At 68.0% G+C, this 16,006-nt stretch carries 16 protein-coding genes; 6 read left to right on the top strand and 10 right to left on the bottom strand.

The genetic code is table 11. The annotated features are described in order from the left end of the window. Nucleotides 1–7 precede the first annotated feature (7 nt). Nucleotides 8–412: a GFA family protein gene (locus BLV60_RS11505; protein WP_093054473.1), complete on the bottom strand. Its 405-nt coding sequence runs from the start codon at nt 410–412 to the stop codon at nt 8–10. Between the two features lie 87 nt (nt 413–499). Here BLV60_RS11505 and BLV60_RS11500 point away from each other — a divergent pair, with 87 nt between their 5' ends. The 3 genes from BLV60_RS11500 (at nt 500) to BLV60_RS11490 (ending at nt 4,185) form a co-directional block, all read left to right on the top strand. Beyond that, on the top strand, nt 500–1,486 hold the full coding sequence (locus BLV60_RS11500; protein WP_093054471.1) for a helix-turn-helix transcriptional regulator: 987 nt from the start codon (nt 500–502) through the stop codon (nt 1,484–1,486). Nucleotides 1,487–1,610: 124 nt separating this feature from the next. Beyond that, nucleotides 1,611–2,315, top strand: coding sequence for a response regulator transcription factor (locus BLV60_RS11495; RefSeq protein ID WP_093054469.1), 705 nt, complete (start codon nt 1,611–1,613; stop codon nt 2,313–2,315). Between the two features lies 1 nt (nt 2,316). Further along, entirely contained in the window at nt 2,317–4,185 is a 1,869-nt protein-coding gene (locus BLV60_RS11490) for a sensor histidine kinase (protein WP_256328981.1), read from the top strand. A 10-nt stretch (nt 4,186–4,195) separates the two neighbouring features. On the opposite strand, the gene BLV60_RS11485 is transcribed toward BLV60_RS11490, so the two are convergent. The 5 genes from BLV60_RS11485 to BLV60_RS11465 all read right to left on the bottom strand — a co-directional run bounded on the left by BLV60_RS11485 (nt 4,196) and on the right by BLV60_RS11465 (nt 8,930). Continuing rightward, complete coding sequence (locus tag BLV60_RS11485; protein ID WP_093054465.1) at nt 4,196–4,537, bottom strand: hypothetical protein; 342 nt, start codon at nt 4,535–4,537, stop codon at nt 4,196–4,198. Nucleotides 4,538–4,556: 19 nt separating this feature from the next. After that, nucleotides 4,557–6,044 carry a DegQ family serine endoprotease gene (locus tag BLV60_RS11480; RefSeq protein ID WP_093054463.1) on the bottom strand — a complete coding sequence of 496 codons (1,488 nt, stop codon included), beginning with the start codon at nt 6,042–6,044 and terminating at the stop codon, nt 4,557–4,559. A 73-nt stretch (nt 6,045–6,117) separates the two neighbouring features. Further along, nucleotides 6,118–7,452, bottom strand: coding sequence for an ATP-binding protein (locus tag BLV60_RS11475; RefSeq protein ID WP_093054461.1), 1,335 nt, complete (start codon nt 7,450–7,452; stop codon nt 6,118–6,120). Further along, complete coding sequence (locus tag BLV60_RS11470) at nt 7,449–8,108, bottom strand: response regulator (protein ID WP_093054459.1); 660 nt, start codon at nt 8,106–8,108, stop codon at nt 7,449–7,451. The genes BLV60_RS11475 and BLV60_RS11470 overlap by 4 nt, the downstream gene beginning before the upstream one ends. Before the next feature lie 51 nt (nt 8,109–8,159). Next, complete coding sequence (locus BLV60_RS11465) at nt 8,160–8,930, bottom strand: IclR family transcriptional regulator domain-containing protein (protein WP_093054457.1); 771 nt, start codon at nt 8,928–8,930, stop codon at nt 8,160–8,162. A 141-nt stretch (nt 8,931–9,071) separates the two neighbouring features. On the opposite strand from BLV60_RS11465, the gene pobA reads away from it, so the two are divergent. Further along, nucleotides 9,072–10,253, top strand: coding sequence for a 4-hydroxybenzoate 3-monooxygenase (gene pobA / locus BLV60_RS11460; RefSeq protein ID WP_093054455.1), 1,182 nt, complete (start codon nt 9,072–9,074; stop codon nt 10,251–10,253). On the opposite strand, the gene BLV60_RS11455 is transcribed toward pobA, so the two are convergent. The 4 genes from BLV60_RS11455 to BLV60_RS11440 are packed head-to-tail and all read right to left on the bottom strand — an operon-like array spanning nt 10,250 to nt 14,297. After that, nucleotides 10,250–10,666: an SRPBCC family protein gene (locus BLV60_RS11455; protein WP_093054453.1), complete on the bottom strand. Its 417-nt coding sequence runs from the start codon at nt 10,664–10,666 to the stop codon at nt 10,250–10,252. The genes pobA and BLV60_RS11455 overlap by 4 nt on opposite strands. A 13-nt stretch (nt 10,667–10,679) precedes the next feature. Continuing rightward, on the bottom strand, nt 10,680–11,039 hold the full coding sequence (locus BLV60_RS11450) for a VOC family protein (RefSeq protein WP_093054451.1): 360 nt from the start codon (nt 11,037–11,039) through the stop codon (nt 10,680–10,682). Next, on the bottom strand, nt 11,018–11,932 hold the full coding sequence (locus tag BLV60_RS11445; RefSeq protein ID WP_093054444.1) for a helix-turn-helix domain-containing protein: 915 nt from the start codon (nt 11,930–11,932) through the stop codon (nt 11,018–11,020). The genes BLV60_RS11450 and BLV60_RS11445 overlap by 22 nt, the downstream gene beginning before the upstream one ends. Nucleotides 11,933–11,966: 34 nt before the next feature. Then, nucleotides 11,967–14,297 carry a xanthine dehydrogenase family protein molybdopterin-binding subunit gene (locus BLV60_RS11440; protein WP_093054442.1) on the bottom strand — a complete coding sequence of 777 codons (2,331 nt, stop codon included), beginning with the start codon at nt 14,295–14,297 and terminating at the stop codon, nt 11,967–11,969. A gap of 207 nt (nt 14,298–14,504) precedes the next feature. Between BLV60_RS11440 and aat the strand changes: the two genes are divergently transcribed. Together aat and BLV60_RS11430 are read left to right on the top strand one after the other, a co-directional pair. Beyond that, nucleotides 14,505–15,260, top strand: a complete 756-nt coding sequence (gene aat, locus BLV60_RS11435; RefSeq protein WP_093054440.1) for a leucyl/phenylalanyl-tRNA--protein transferase — start codon at nt 14,505–14,507, stop codon at nt 15,258–15,260. Beyond that, nucleotides 15,257–16,006, top strand: coding sequence for an arginyltransferase (locus BLV60_RS11430; RefSeq protein ID WP_093054438.1), 750 nt, complete (start codon nt 15,257–15,259; stop codon nt 16,004–16,006). Before aat ends, BLV60_RS11430 begins: the two co-directional genes overlap by 4 nt.

The following is a 16,006-nucleotide window of genomic DNA, read 5'->3' as shown; positions in this document are numbered from 1 at the left end:
GCCTCGTTCAGAGGTAGCGCGTTTCGGCCGGCGGCTCGAACCAGTTGTTGTTGCGCCCGTCCATGTACCGGACGGGTGCCGCCGACAGCTCTTGCGGCGTGACGTCGTCCAGGCAGCTCACGTTCACGCTGACGTAGGCACCACCGATCTCGGGCACATTGCCACGCCCGAACGACCGGATGCCACAGTGCCTGCAGAACAGGTGCTCGGTGCTGTGCGTGTTGAACTGGTACAGCGACAAGTCTTCTTCTCCCGACAGCAGCGTGAAGGCCTCCGGCTTCACGATCGCGCCCCATGCGCGGGCCTTGGTGCAGATCGAGCAATTGCATTTGCCCGTGCCCTCGGCGAGATCGATCAGGGCCTGGAAGCGAACCTTGCCGCAATGGCAGCTGCCGTTGTATGTCTTCTTCATGGGTCTGTGTCCCGGGGTTGAGATGAAAGCCAAGGCTACGACCCATTGCGGACAGATTCTGTCCTCGATCGCGGGCATCATGCGCACATGCTGTCTGCCTCTGCACGCCTGATCCGGCTTCTTTCGTTGTTCCAGGCACAACGCTCCTGGACGGGCGCCGAACTCGCCGCCCGGCTCGAAATCACCGAGCGCACCTTGCGCCGCGACGTGGACCGCCTGCGCAGCCTCGGCTACACGGTCGATTCCACCTCCGGCGTGGCAGGCGGCTACCGGCTGGGCGCGGGCACTGCCCTTCCCCCACTGCTGCTGGAGGACGAAGAAGCCATCGCCGTCGCGCTCGGCCTGGGCAACCCGGTCGGCGCCGCGGGCGACATCGAGAACGCCTCGATGCGCGCGCTGGCCAAGCTCGAACAGCTGATGCCGCCGCGCCTGCGCCGTCGGCTCGACAGCGTGCGCGCGTCGGTGGTGCCGGTTATCCGCGGCAAGTCGTCCGTGCGGCTGAAGGCCGTGTCCTTGCTTGCCGAAGCCTGCACCGACCGGTTCGAGCTGCGCTTCGGCTACCGCGATCACCACGACGCCGTCACCGAACGTACGGTGGAGCCGCATCGCGTGGTGCAGACGGGGCAGCGCTGGTACCTGCTGGCCTGGGACACGACGCGGCAGGACTGGCGCACCTTCCGCCTCGACCGCATCGTCGAACTCGCGCCCACCGGTGCCCAATTCACGCCGCGCCGACTGCCCCACGGCGACGTCGCGGCCTACATGGAACACGCGCTGCAGGTGTCGCCCTATCTGCACCATGCGCAGGTCGTGGTGCATGCATCTGCCAAGGCGCTCGAGCCGTACCTCGGCTGGGTCAGTGGCACGCCGCAGGCCATCGACGAAGGCTCTACGCGCATCGCCACCGGCGCCAATTCGCTCGACGCGCTGGCCGTCTGGCTTGGCTGCCTGCCGCATGACTTCGAGGTCGAATCGCCGAAGGAACTGGTCGAGCACCTGGCGCTCGTGGCCGAGCGGCTCGGCAAGGCTGCGCGCAAGCCACGGAAAGCGGTGGGCCGCCTCCCCCGTATATAGGATGGGCGGCACGTGGGCCGCCCTCTACTCTTTGCGCCATCCAGCAGCAACCCAGAGCCTTCTCCATGCGCCTCGCCCCCACGTCCTGCATGAGCGCATACAGCCTCCCCGGGCCGGCGCAAGCATGACCGCAGAAACACAGGTTGCCCTCGTCGAAGACGACACCGGCATGCGCGAGCGCATCTCGCGCGTGGTCGATGCCGACCCGTCGCTGAGCCTGGCCTACAGCGCCTCCAACGCCGCCGACATCCTCGGCTGGCTGGTCGACAACCCCATCGACGTGCTGCTGGTCGACCTCGGCCTGCCCGACCGCCCCGGGCTGCAGGTGATCAGCCAGTGCCGCAACATGCAGCCGGCCTGCGCGGTGATGGTGCTGTCGATCTTCGGCGACGAGGCCAACATGGTCCAGGCCTTCGAGGCCGGCGCCAGCGGCTACCTGCTGAAGGACGGCACCGAGGCCGACCTCGCCACCCACATCCGCCACCTGCGCGCCGGCGGCTCGCCGATGTCGCCGGTGATCGCGCGCAAGCTGCTGCGGCGCTGGCAGGCTCATTCGGGCGGAGCGCCACGGCAACAGCAACCCGCTGCCGCCAAGCCCGCCAGCACCGCACCGAGCGCTTCGACGATCGCTCCCGAACGCCTGTCGCCACGCGAGTTCGAGGTGCTCGACCTGGTCTCTCGTGGTTTCACCTATGTCGAAGTCGGAACGCAGATGGGAGTCTCGGCGTCGACGGTCCAAACCCATATCCGCAATATCTACGGCAAGCTGGATGTGCACAACAAATCGGAAGCGGTGTTCGAGGCGCGCAACCTCGGTTGGCTTCCCTAGTGTGGCCGGCGGCATTCATCGCCAGCTCTTTGCGGCGCTGCTGTGCCTGTGGCTTGCGCTGGCGGGCGTCCACGCCCATGCCGCCGGGACGCCCGGCTCCACCATCGACATAAGCTCGGCCGAGGCCACGCTCGAACCTGATGGCCTGCCTGCGCAGAGGCGCTGGGTGCAGCTGCCCTTTCGCTGGGACCACGAGTTTCCCGGCCTCGGGGGCAAGGCGACCTACCGCATCGACCTGCCTGCCGCCGCAGTGCCGGGCGATGAACCCGCGGCCCTGCTGATGTCGGGCGCGGGCAACCAGGTGGCGATCTCGTTCAACGACGCGCTGGTGGCCAGCTTCGGCACGCTGGGCGTGCCGAAGCACGACGCGACCAAGAGCAACCTGCTGGTCCCGGTTCCGGCCGTGCTGCACCGTACGGGCCAGCCGCAGTCGCTGGTCGTGCGCACGACCATCCAGCGCCAGCGCGGCGCGGGGCTGGCCAGCGTCCAGTACGGCACCGAGGCCTCGCTCGCGGCGCTCTATCGCGACCGGCAAAGCTGGCGCAACACCTCGGCCATCGTGTATGCCGTCAGCCTGCTGCTGATGGGCGGCATTGCCGGCGGCCTGTGGCTGCGCCAGCGCGATGCGCTCTACGGCTGCTTCGCGCTGGCCGCGCTCTCGGGCGTGGCGCGCAACCTCGACCGCGTATGGCCCGACGTGCCGATCCCCTGGCCGCTGTGGGGCGCGGTGGTGGCGGTCTGCTATGCCTGCCACATCGGGCTGATCGCGCGCTTCGTGCTGTTGGTGCTCGAGCGCAATCCGCCGTGGCTGGTGCGCTCGATCCACGCCGCACTCGCGCTGTCGGTCACGCTGGCCTGCGCCTCTTTCGCCTTTGCGCGGCCTTCGTTGTGGACCGCCGGCCTGGTCGTCCTGCAGCTGACCAGCATCGTCTGCCTGCCCTACGTGGTGTACGGCGCGCTGGTGGATCGGCGGCGCATTGCGGGCGTGCTGATGGCGGCGGGCACGCTGGCCATCCTGGCCGGCGCGCACGATCTGCTGCTGGTGCGCATGGGCCTTTTCGGCGGCGCCGACTTCACTCTGACGGCGCACGCGATGTTCTTCTTCGTGATGATCCTGGCCGGCCTCGTGGTCGAGCGCTACAGCCGCACCGTGGCCGACTACCGCGCGCTCAACACCAACCTCGCGGCCCGCGTGGCGGAGCGCGAAGATCAGTTGCGCAGCGCCTTCGAAACCGTGCGCCAGCAGAATCAGGAACAGGCCGTGCTGCTGGAGCGCCAGCGCATCATGCGGGAGATCCACGACGGCGTGGGCTCGCAGCTCGTGGGCCTGCTCAACGTGGTGACGCAGGCCAAGCCGGACCGCGCCGTGATCGAGGAGCACGTGAAACTCGCGCTCGACGAAATGCGCATGGCCGTCGATTCGCTGCAGCCCACGCACGACGACCTGCCGACCGTGCTGGCCACCCTGCGCTACCGCCTGCAGCCGCGGCTCGACGCAGCCGGCATCGAGCTGGTGTGGGACGTGGAGGTCATTCCGCCGCTGGAGCCCTTCGCCGCGCGGGCGGCCCTGCAGCTGCAGCGCATCCTGCTCGAAGCCTTCACCAACGTGCTGAAGCACGCGGCGGCCACGCGCATCGTGATGCATGCGAGCTGGCATGGCGACGAGACTCCGTCGCTGGTGCGCATCGTGCTCACGGACAACGGACGCGGCCTGCCGACGGCGCCCCCCGGTGGTGGGCACAGGGGACACGGCATCGCGAACATGCATGCGCGAGCCCAGTCCATCGGCGCGCGGCTGCAGATCGAAACGGTGGACCCCGCAACCGGGGGAGCGCGCATGCAGCTCGACTGGCCCTGCGCACGGGCCTGAGGAGCTTCTTTCAGCGCAGCGCGAACGCCAGCGTCACCGCCCCCAGCGCCAGCAGGCCGAGGCCGGCGATGAAGACCATCTCGCCCCAGGCTTCGAGCCGCGCACCCGATCTGCGGGCGCGCATCGAGATGAAAGACAGCAACGCGCTGGCCAGGAAGACCAGCGCGTCGACGGCCAGCAGGCGATCGATCAGCAGCCGCATGTCGTCGCGCGGCCCGAGGTGCCCGATCGACATCACGGTCATGCACACGCCGATCATGGTGGCCGACGTGGGCAGGATGTGCGCCGAGAGGCCGCCGGCCGGCGAGCGTTCGTGGATCACTTCCAGCTGCAGCTTGCCTGGCGGCTTCATCGGGCCGTCGTCCCTTCGATCAGCCGATGCGAACCGGCACGAAGATCTTGTCTTCGCCGCGCTGGATCAAGAGCGCCACCGACTTGTTGCTGGCCTTGGCCACCACCTCGCGCACCTGCTCCACGCTCTGTGCCGGCGTGCCGTTGATGGCCAGCAGCACGTCGCCCGCCTGCACCCCGGCCTGCGCCGAGGGACCGGCCGCGTCTTCGATCAGCAGCCCGTTCTCGACAGCGGCCTCGCGCTTTTCCTGCGGCTGCAGCGGACGCAGCGCCAGGCCCAGCTTGCCCTGCCCCACGTCGGCATCGGCCTTCGCGACCTTGGCGGGCTTCTCGCTCGCGTCGCCGAGCTTGGCCTGCAATTCCTGGCGTTCGCCCTGGCGCCACACTTCGAGCGTGACCCTCTTGCCCGGCGCCTGCTGGCCGATCACTGCGGGCAGGTCGCCCGAGGACACGATGGCCTGGCCGTCGACCTTGCGGATCACGTCGCCCGCCTTCAGGCCCGCCTTGTCGCCAGGGCCGCCCTTCTCGATGTTCGAGACCAGCGCGCCTTCGGGCTTGTCGAGCTTGAACGAGTCGGCAAAGGCCTGGTTCACTTCCTGCACCGCCACGCCGAGCCGGCCGTGCGTGGCCTTGCCGGTCGCGACGATCTGGTCCTTCACCTGGATCGCCACGTCGATCGGAATGGCGAACGACACGCCCTGGTAGCCGCCGCTGCGGCTGTAGATCTGCGAGTTGATGCCGACCACTTCGCCACGCGTGTTGAGCAGCGGCCCGCCGGAGTTGCCAGGGTTCACGGCCACGTCGGTCTGGATGAAGGGCACGTAGCTGTCGTCGGGCAGCGAGCGGCCCTTGGCGCTCACCACGCCGGCCGTCACGGTGTTCTCGAAGCCGAAGGGCGAGCCGATGGCCAGCACCCATTCGCCGACCTTCAGGTCCTTGGTGTTGCCGAGCGCGAGCACGGGCAGGTTCTTGGCGTCGATCTTGAGCACCGCAATGTCGGTCTTGGCGTCGGCGCCGAGCACCTTCGCTCGGAATTCGCGGCGGTCGGTCAGCTTGACGGTGACTTCCTTCGCGTCCTTCACGACGTGGGCATTGGTGATGATGATGCCGCTGGGGTCGACGATGAAGCCCGAGCCCTGCGCGCGCACCGGCACTTCGCGCTGCTGCTGTTGCTGGCCGCGCGGGTTGATCTGGCCCTGGAAGCGGCGGAAGAACTGGAACATCGGGTCATCGGGGTCGATGCCCTGGATCTCGGCGGCAGCCTCGTCGTCGGAGGCCTTCATGGTGCCGGTCACGCTGATGTTGACCACGGCCGGGCCGTCGCGCGAGGTGATGGTCGAGAAGTCGGGCAGCGTGACCATGGCCGCGGGCGCCACGGCGGCGGCATTGGTGGTCGGCGTGCCCACGGCACGGGCGCTGGTGTAGGCACCGGCACCAACGGCACCGATCACGCCCGCGCTCGCCAGGGCAATCACCAGGGCGCGGGGCGAAGTCAGACGGGAGTTCATTTGTCGGTTCCTTTCAGGGCGCTTGGGCGCCAAAACGATGAAAGGAATGTCGTCGGTCTGACTTAAGCGCCGCTTAAACGCCCCGGTCCGCGGGAAAGCGCACCAGCACGCGCAGCCCGCCGAGGCTGGGCGACTGGTCGAGCGCCACCGTTGCCCCATGCAGGTCGGCAATCGACTTGACGATGGCCAGGCCCAGGCCGCTGCCGGGCGCCTGCGTTTCGCCCGAGCGATAGAAGCGGTCGAGCACGCGCTCGCGTTCATCGGGCGGCAGGCCCGGCCCGCTGTCGTCCACGGTGAGCTCGGCCGCGTCGCCCTGGCGGGTGATGCCGATGTCGACCCGGCCCTCGATGGGCGTGTACTTGATCGCGTTCTCGAGCAGGTTGCGCAGCAGCATGCGCAAGGCCTCTGACTGGCCGTTGACCACGGCCGCATCGGCATGCGCGATGCCGATGTCGATGCCACGCGCCTGCGCTGCCGCCACGGCATCGGACACCGCGAGCCGCGCAACCTCGGACAGATCGACCGGCTCGGGCTTCGCACCGGCCGCCATGCTGGCCTCGTGCCGGGCCAGCGCGAGCATCTGCTCGACGAGCCGCGTGGCGCGGTCGATGCCCGCCACCAAGCGGCTCACGGCGAGGTCGCGCGACGCATCATCGGGCGCGCGCTGCAGGCCCTGCACCTGCAGCTTCAACGCGGCCAGCGGTGAGCGCAGTTCGTGCGCCGCATCGGCGACGAAGTGCTTCTGCGCATCGAAGGCATGGCGCACGCGGTCGAACAGCAGATTCAGCTCCTGCACCAGCGGGCGCACCTCCTCGGGCAGGTTCTCTTCGCTCACCGGCGACAGGTCGTCTGCCTGGCGCGATGCCACCTGCTTGCGCACGCGCGCCACGGGGGCAAGCGACCGGCTCACGACCCACCACACGACCAGCATCAGCAGCGGCGCCATCAGCGCCACCGGCGCGATGGTGCGCAAGGCCAGCGTGCCGGCCATGTGGCGCCGCGCCGCCATGTCCTGCGCCACCTGGATCACCAGCCCGCGCGTCTGCATCGAGAACACGCGGTAGGTGGTGCCGCGCGCGTGCACGTCTGCAAAGCCCAGCACCGCTAGCTGCGGCAGCGCGGCCTCTTCGGCGGATTCGAAGATACGCACGCCTTCGGCGGTCCACACCTGCACGACGAAATCGAAATTCTGCTCGCCGGTGCCGATGCCGCCTACCGCCGCACTCGGCGGCAGGCCTGCGCGCAACGAAAGCGCCATCTGCTGCATGTGGTAGTCGAAGATGTCGTCGGCCTCGGCGAGCACCGTGCGGTAGGCCACCAGCGCCTGCGCCCCCGCGGCGAGCACGATGGCCGCCAGCAGGAACCAAAGCAGCCGTGCGCGCAGCGATCCGGTCAGCGCCCTCCTCATACCTTCGGCACCATGTAGCCGACGCCTCGCACGTTGCGGATCAATTCGGCGCCGAGCTTCTTGCGCAGGCCGTGCACATAGACCTCGACCGCGTTGCTGCTGATCTCGTCCTTCCAGCTGTAGAGCTTTTCCTCGAGCTGGGCACGCGACAGCACCATGCCGGGCCGCGCGAGCAGGGGCTCCAGCACAGCCCATTCACGCGCCGACAGCACCACCGGCTGGCCGGCCACGGTGACCTCGCGCGTGGCCGGGTTGATGCTCACGCCCATGTGCTCGTACACCGGCTCGGCGCGCCCGGCCGCGCGGCGCAACAAGGCGCGGATGCGGGCCAGCAGTTCGTCGAGGTCGTAGGGCTTGAGTACGTAGTCGTCGGCGCCTGCGTCGAGGCCTTCGATGCGCTGCTGCACCGAGTCGCGCGCGGTGGCGATCAGCACCGGCATGCGTTGCTTGCGCGCGCGCAGGTTGCGCAGCACCTCGAGCCCGTCGCGCCGCGGCACGCCGAGGTCGAGCATCACGAGGTCGTATTGCTGGGTGCGCAGGGCGGATTCGGCGGCTTCGCCGTCTTTTACCCAGTCCACCGCGTACTGTTCGGCGCGCAGCAGGTCGAGTACAGCCTCGCCGATCATCACGTCGTCTTCTAGAAGGAGGAGTCGCATGGTTGTGTCCGTTTCGGGGGTTCGAGGCGCGGGCCACGGCCAAAGTTCAGATCAGAGCAACGAGCGGACTTCGCGTGCGGCCTCGAAGAGCAGCGGCAGCATGTCCCGCTGCAGGGTCTCTTCCTGATAGCGCGTGCCCGACAGCACCACATTGAGCGCGGCCACCGTGTGGCCCTGCATGTCGCGCAGCGGCACCGCCAGCGCCTGCACGCCGAGCTCGTGCTCCTCGCTGGCAAAACAATAGTCGTCCTTGCGCGCGCGGGCAATCAGCTGCCGCAGGCCGCGCGCCTGCGTCACTGTGTTGGGCGTGAGCCGCGCAAGGTGACGGCCCTTGAGCCATTGCGTGAACTGGGTCGGCGCCAGCGCCGCCAGCAGGACACGGCCGGTGGAGGTGGCATGCGCAGGCAGCCGCGCACCGAGGTGCAGGCCATAGGCCAGCACGCGCGTTGGCGTGCCATAGCTGCCGCTGCGCGCGACGATGACCACCTCTTCCCCGTCGAGCACCACCGCCGAGAACGACTCGCCGGTCTGCGCCGCAAGCCGGTTCAGCGTAGGCTGCAGCGCGCGTGGCAGGCGCGACGATGCGAGATAGCTGCCCGAGAAGCGCAGCACCTTAGGCGCCATCCAGAAATAGCTGCCGTCGGTTTCCAGATAGCCCAGGTGAGCCAGCGTCAGCAGATGCCGGCGGGCCGCTGCGCGCGTGAGGCCCGCACGCTCGGCGGCCAGCGTGGCATTGAGGCGCTGGCGCTCGGTATCGAAGCTTTCGAGCACCGCCATCCCCTTGGCGATGCCCTCGATGAAGTCGGCTTTGGCGATGGTCATGCGTCGGTGGTTAGTCGTCCGGTCGAAGTGTTGCGCGATCATCGCGCACGCGTTCGCATGATCGCACAGAGCCTCGCGAGCCACCGCCACAGACGCCCGCATGCGGCCTACGCTCCACGAAACCCTCTCGGAGACACGAACATGCGCACCCAGGTCGCGATCATCGGCGCCGGCCCCGCCGGCCTACTGCTCGGGCAGCTTCTGCACAAGGCTGGCATCAACAACGTCATCGTCGAACGCCAGAGCGGCGACTACGTGCTGGGCCGCATTCGCGCCGGCGTGCTGGAACAGGTCACGATGGACCTGCTGGCGCGTGCCGGCGTCGACGCCCGTGCCAAGGCCGAAGGGCTGCCGCACGAAGGCATCGAGCTGCTGTTCAAGGGTGCGCGCCATCGCATCGACATGCACGGCCTCACGGGCGGCAAGCAGGTCACGGTGTACGGCCAGACCGAAGTGACGCGCGACCTGATGGAAGCGCGCACGGCCGAGGGGCTCACCACCATCTACAGCGCGGCGAATGTCAGCCTGCATGACTTCGATTCGGGCAAGCCGCGCGTGCGCTACGAGAAAGACGGCCAGACGCACGAGATCGAATGCGACTTCATCGCCGGCTGCGACGGCTACCACGGCGTGAGCCGCGCGAGCGTGCCGGCCGATGCAATCCACACCTACGAGAAGGTCTACCCCTTCGGCTGGCTCGGCGTGCTGGCCGACGTGCCGCCGGTGTCGCACGAGCTGATCTACGCCAACACCGAACGCGGCTTCGCGCTGTGCAGCATGCGCAGCGCCACGCGCAGCCGCTACTACGTGCAGGTGCCCACCGAAGAGCGCGTGGAGAACTGGAGCGACGAGGCCTTCTGGAACGAACTGCGCGCGCGCCTCGACCCCGAAGCGCGCGAACGGCTGGTGACGGGACCTTCACTCGAGAAAAGCATTGCACCGCTGCGCAGCTTCGTCGCCGAGCCGATGCGCTTCGGTTCGCTGTTCCTGGCGGGTGACGCAGCGCACATCGTGCCGCCGACGGGCGCCAAGGGGCTGAACCTGGCAACTGCCGACGTGGGCTATCTCTCGCGCGCTTTCGAGATCTTCTACAGCGAGAAGTCGGCCTCGGCGCTGGACCGCTACTCCGACCTCTGCCTGCGCCGCGTCTGGAAGGCCGAGCGCTTCTCGTGGTGGTTCACCTCTCTGATGCACCAATTTCCGGAAACGGGCGCCTTCGGCCAGAAGATCCAGGAGGCCGAGCTCGACTACCTGGTGCATTCGACCGCTGCCTCCACCGCGCTGGCGGAGAACTACGTCGGCCTGCCGCTGGAAGATTTCTAGGCGGCCGCCGAAACGGTACGCCCTTCGAGCGTGGCCTTCATGGCCGCACCGCCCTGCTCCATCATCGGCCCGATGTAGGCCGCCATGGCGTCGGGCAGCACGTCGGTGATCCAGACGAAGCGCGAACGACCCGCACCTTCCTCGAACACCTGCGCCGTTGCGTGGTGATGCGCGGCCTGTCCACCGGTGACGGTGTAGGCCAACCGGCGATGAGCGTCGTCGATGCCTACCAGCACCTCGCGCGCGACAAGCCCGTTGGCGAAGGTGAGGATGCGGGCACCCTCGGCGTCGATCGTGCAGCCGGTGAGAAAGCCCGGCGCGAGCCGCGTATGCACCGCGCCGAAGTCGCGCAGCGCGTCCCACACATGGGCTGCATCCGCCTCGACGATGAATTCCTTGTAGACCGTAGCCATGGCAAACCTCGCTTCAGGGGCAGACAGCTTCGACGTTGTTGCCGTCGGGGTCGATGAGAAAGGCCGCGTAGTAGGTCGGGCTGTAGTCCGGCCGCGGGCCCGCGCCGCCGTTGTCGGTGCCGCCTGCTTTCAGGCCGGCCTTGTGAAAGGCCGCCACGGCCTCATGGTTCGGCGCGCGGAAGGCGATGTGGGTGCCGGGCCCTTTCGCGCCCTTGGCCGCGTAGAGCCACAGCGCGGGCTCGTCAGCCGGGCCGATGCCCGCATAGCTGTCGTCATGCGGGCCCGGCACATGGCCGAGCGGCGCGAGCGCGGCTTCGTAGAAGCGGCGGCTCGCGGCGAGGTCTTTGACTTTCAGTCCGATGTGGTCGTACATGATGGCTTCCTGCTCGATGGATGGATCAGGCGGTCATCATGGAAGAGCGCGGCAATGCGGTCTTGGAAAATCTTGCGGTCGCCCTGTGCCGCCTTGCGGAAGCTGCCCGGCGATACACCAGCGGCGCGGTGAAAGGTGCGCACGAAATTGCTGAGGTCGGCAAAGCCCACGTCGAGCGCGACCTCGGTCACGGGGCGGCTGTCGTCGTCGGCCAGCAGGCGCGCGGCGTGCCGGAGGCGCGAGCGCACGAGGTACTGGTGCGGCGTGACGCCCAGCACCTGCGAGAACAGCCGCAGGAAATGGAAGGAGCTCAGGCCAGCCTCGGCAGCCGCGCTGTCGAGGCCTATGTCGTGCTGCGAGTGGGCGTCGATCCACATCGCGGCATCGACCGCGCGGCGGCGATCACGTGCCACAGCGACGGGCGCGGTCTTGGGCTTGGTCTGATCGGACACGACTTCGACGAAACGGCTCGCGAACCACATGCCCAGCTCATCCAGGCCCACGTCGCTCTGCCCATCGGCCGCAGCCTGCGCGAGCTCGCCGATGACCACGAGCTCGGCCAGGGGCGGCAGGCCGCCGGTGCGCCAGGTTTTCTGGTCGCCGCCGATCAGGTCAACGAAACCCGGCGACAGGTGAAAGGCCAGGCACTCGTCGCCGCAGACGTGGTGATCGTGCGTGCAGACATATTCGTCGCCCGGGCAGCCGACCAACACGGAGCCGGCGACCAGCTCGTAGGCATGGCCGCGCGTGCGGTAGCCGAAGCTGCCCTTGCGCACATACGAGACCGAATAGCCCTCGTGCAGCTCGGTGAAGGGCTGCGCGTCGGGGCCCGCGTCGCAGCGGTAGCTGGAGACGCGGATCGGGTCGGTCTGCAGTTCGGTGGTGACGAGCATGGCCGGCGCCTTTCTGTCCCACGGAAACGATTGCTCAATCGACCGTTTGCATGGCCTGCCACACGCGTGCAGGGCTCAGCGGCATGTGCAGGCGCGGTGCGCGCGTGGCCAGGCCGTTGCGCGCGAAGGCGTCGGCCACCGCATTCACGATGGCCGGTGTGGCGCCGATGGTGCCGAGCTCGCCCACGCCCTTCACGCCCAGCGGGTTGTTCTTGCATGGCGTCGATTCGTCCATCTCCATGTTGAACATGGTGTCGACGATGTCGGCGCGCGGGGCCGCGTAGTCCATCAGGCTGCCGGTGACGGGCTGGCCGGTTTCGTGGTCGTACACCACCTGCTCGTACAGCGCCTGCCCGATGCCCTGCACCGCACCGCCTTCGAGCTGGCCGCGCACGATCATCGGGTTGATGACGCGGCCCACGTCGTTGACCGAGCTGTAGGCCACCACGCTGATTTCGCCGGTGGGCGGATCGATCTCGATCTCGCAGATGTGGCAGCCATTGGGCCAGGTCGGGCCGGCCACGGTGCTGGTGGAGTCGACGAAGATTTCGCGCTCGGGCTGCTTGGCGGCGAGCGCGAAGAGGTCGAGCTCGAGGTCAGTGCCGGCCACGTTGAAGACGCCACGGCTGTAGACGATGTCGTCGATGGAAGCCTCGAACTCCTGCGCGGCCAGCTCGCGCGCCTTGTCGATGGTGCGCTCGGCGCCGATGCGCACGGCCGAGCCGCCGGTGAACAGCGAGCGCGAGCCGGCGCTGCCGAAGCCGTCGCCGCGATCGGTGTCGCCAAGCACCACGCGCACCTTCTCGATGGGCACGCCGAAGGCATCGACGGCCAACTGAGCCAGCGAGGTGGCAATGCCCTGCCCCATGGCATTGACGGCGGAAAACACCTCGATCACGCCATCTGCCTGCACCGAGACCGTGACGCGCTCTTCGAACACGTTGCCGCCGGTCCATTCGAGAAACGTGGCAATGCCCAGGCCGCGGTGCTTGCCCTTGCTGGCCGACTCGGCCGCGCGGGTCTCGAAGCCCTGCCAGTCGGCGAGCGTCAGCGCCTGGTCCATCACCGACTCGAAGTTGCCGGTGTCGTAGGTCTGCGCCATCGGGTTCTTGTACGGCATCTGCTCGGGGCGGATGAAGTTGCGGCGGCGCAGCACGATGCGGTCGATGCCGGTCTGGCGCGCGGCCTCGTCCATCAGCCGCTCGATGGTGAAGATGGCCTCAGGGCGGCCAGCGCCGCGGTAGGCGCCGGTGGGCGCGGTGTTGGTGAGCACCGCCTTGAAATGGAAGTCGATGGTCTGGATGTCGTAGACGCTGGTCTGTACCCAGGGGCCGATCAGCAGCTGGATCGCGACGCCGGTGCCGGTGGCGTACGCGCCCACGTTGGCAAGGGTCTTGATGCGCAGGGCCAGGATCTTGCCGCTGGCGTCGAGTGCCATTTCGGCACGCGCCTCGATGTCGCGGCCGTGTGCGCTCGAGAGAAATTCCTCGCTGCGGTCGGCCACCCACTTCACCGGCCGGCTGACTTGCAGCGCGGCGAAAGCGACGGCGATGTCTTCGGGGTAGGCGCCGGTCTTCATGCCGAAGCCACCGCCGACGTCGCCCACCACCACGCGCACCTTTTCCTTGGCAAGGCCGATGGCGGCGCAGACGGAATCGCGAACGCCGGAGGGCATCTGCGTGCTCATGCGGATCATGAGGCGGCCGGTTTCGCCGTCGCGCACCGCGAGCACGGAGCGCGGCTCGATCGTGAGGGCGACCACGCGCTGGTTGTTCACGTCGAGCGCAACCACATGGCTGGCCTTGGCGAAGGCGGCGATCGCGGCCTCGCTGCTGCCGTGGCGCATTTCGGCGGCTACGTTGCCGGAGGCTTCTTCACACAACTGCGGCGCGCCATCGGCGGTGGCGCTTGCGAGATCGACCACCATGGGCAGGTCTTCGTAGTCGACCACGATGGCTTCGGCCGCATCGCGGGCCTGCTGCACCGTGTCGGCCACCACGGCGGCCACTGCCTCGCCGACGAAGCGCGTGCGCTCATGCGCGATGGCGTAGCGCGGCGGGCTGGCGCTGTCGCTGCCGTCTGCGCGCTTGAAGCCCGCAGCGCCCGGCATCGGCTTGACGCCGGCCTGGGCCATTTCCGCGCCCGTGATCACGCGCAGCACGCCGGGCATGGCGGCGGCAGCACTGGTGTCGATCGAGACAATGCGTGCGTGCGGGTAGGAGGATCGGAGGAAAACGAGATGCGCCTGATCGGGGAGCGTGACGTCGTCGGTGTAACGGCCGGCGCCTGACAGCAGGCTTTCGTCTTCGAGGCGGCGCACCGCCTGGCCGCTGCCGAAGCGCGTGGGATTGGGTTCAGTGGTCAACGTACGTGGTCCTCTTGTGCTCATCCCCGGCGTATGTGCGGGCCTGCCTGATTTGCGTGGGTCTGCGAATGCAAGCTGCGCACTATAGGGTTTCCGGCGGGTTTTGTGGTGCCGTGGCGTGTGAGCCGAACCCTTGTGGCGGTGTCGGCTGTGTGCGATTTTCGCCCAACTGGAGTGGAATTTGCGAAGCCGTGTATACCTACGCCCATGCGACAACTGCCCTGGCTCGAACCCGGAGATGCCCTGCCCGATCCTGCATCGGCCTGGGGTATGGCCGACCCCGTACCCGGCCTGCTGGCGGCCGGTGGCGCACTCGATGTCGATACTTTGATGCAGGCTTATGGCAACTGCGTCTTTCCTTGGTTCAGCGAGGACCAGCCGATCCTCTGGTGGAGCCCTGACCCTCGCATGGTGCTGCAGGTGGCGCAGTTCAAGCTGCACCGCTCGCTTCGCAAGACCCTGACGCGCTTTGCGCAGACGCCGGGTTGCGAGGTGCGCATCGACCACGATTTCGCGGCCGTCATCAAGGCCTGTTCGGGCTCTCCGCGCGTGGGCCAGTCAGGCACGTGGATCGTGCCGGACATGGTGCGGGCCTATACGAATTTGCACCGCGCCGGCCACGCCCACAGTGTCGAAACCTGGATCGACGGCGAACTCGCGGGCGGGCTTTACTGCGTTTCGCTGGGCCGCGCGGTGTTCGGCGAGTCGATGTTCACCCGCCGGCCGGACGCTTCGAAGATCGCGCTGGCCGCGCTGGTGTCGCTGTGCCGGCATTCCGGCGTGCAGATGATCGACTGCCAGCAGAACACCGCCCACCTCGCAAGCCTCGGCGCCCACGAGATGGCGCGCAAACGCTTCGTCGCGCACGTGGCCAGGGCGCGACAACAAGAGGGCCCACGGTGGCGATTCGACCCCGTATACTGGTCCGAACTCCTTTCCGCGCGACCTCTTTCCCCGACGTGACGCACCTCAAGGACCTCCCGCTTCACACGCTGCAGTTCTACGCGACGGCGCCCTACCCCTGCAGCTATCTGCCGGACCGGCAGGCCCGCTCGCAAGTGGCCACGCCCAGCCACCTGATCCACAACGACGCTTATTCCGACCTGGTGCTCAGTGGGTTCCGGCGCAGCGGCATGTTCACCTACCGGCCCTATTGCGACGGCTGCCGCGCGTGCATCCCGCTGCGCGTGCTGGCCAACGACTTCCGTCCCACGCGAAGCCAGCGGCGGGCGGTGAAGCAGCATGCCGACCTGCAGGCGCGCGTGCTCAAGCTGTGCTTCATGCCCGAGCACTACCAGCTCTACCTGCGCTACCAGAACGGCCGCCACGCAGGAGGTGGTATGGACCACGACAGCATCGACCAGTACACGCAGTTCCTGCTGCAGAGCCGGGTCAACTCGCGGCTGGTGGAGTTCCGCGAAACGCTGCCCGACGGCAGCACAGGCGCGCTCAAGATGGTATCGATCCTCGACGTACTGAACGATGGCATCTCGGCCGTCTACACCTTCTACGAACCCGAGACCAGCGCGGGCTACGGCACCTACAGCGTGCTGTGGCAGATCGAACAGGCCCGCAAGCTGGGCCTGCCGCACGTCTACCTCGGGTACTGGATCGAGCACAGCCCGAAGATGAACTACAAGGCGCGCTTCTCCCCGCACGAAGTGTTGGTAGACGGACATTGGCAGGCGCCGGGCAATTTCACAAGGTAA

The sequence above is a fragment of the Variovorax sp. YR634 genome (assembly GCF_900106655.1).
Taxonomy (GTDB): Bacteria; Pseudomonadota; Gammaproteobacteria; order Burkholderiales; family Burkholderiaceae_C; genus Variovorax.
The sequence above is the reverse complement of the archived record's forward strand: the minus strand, read 5'-3'. Positions and strand labels throughout refer to the sequence as shown.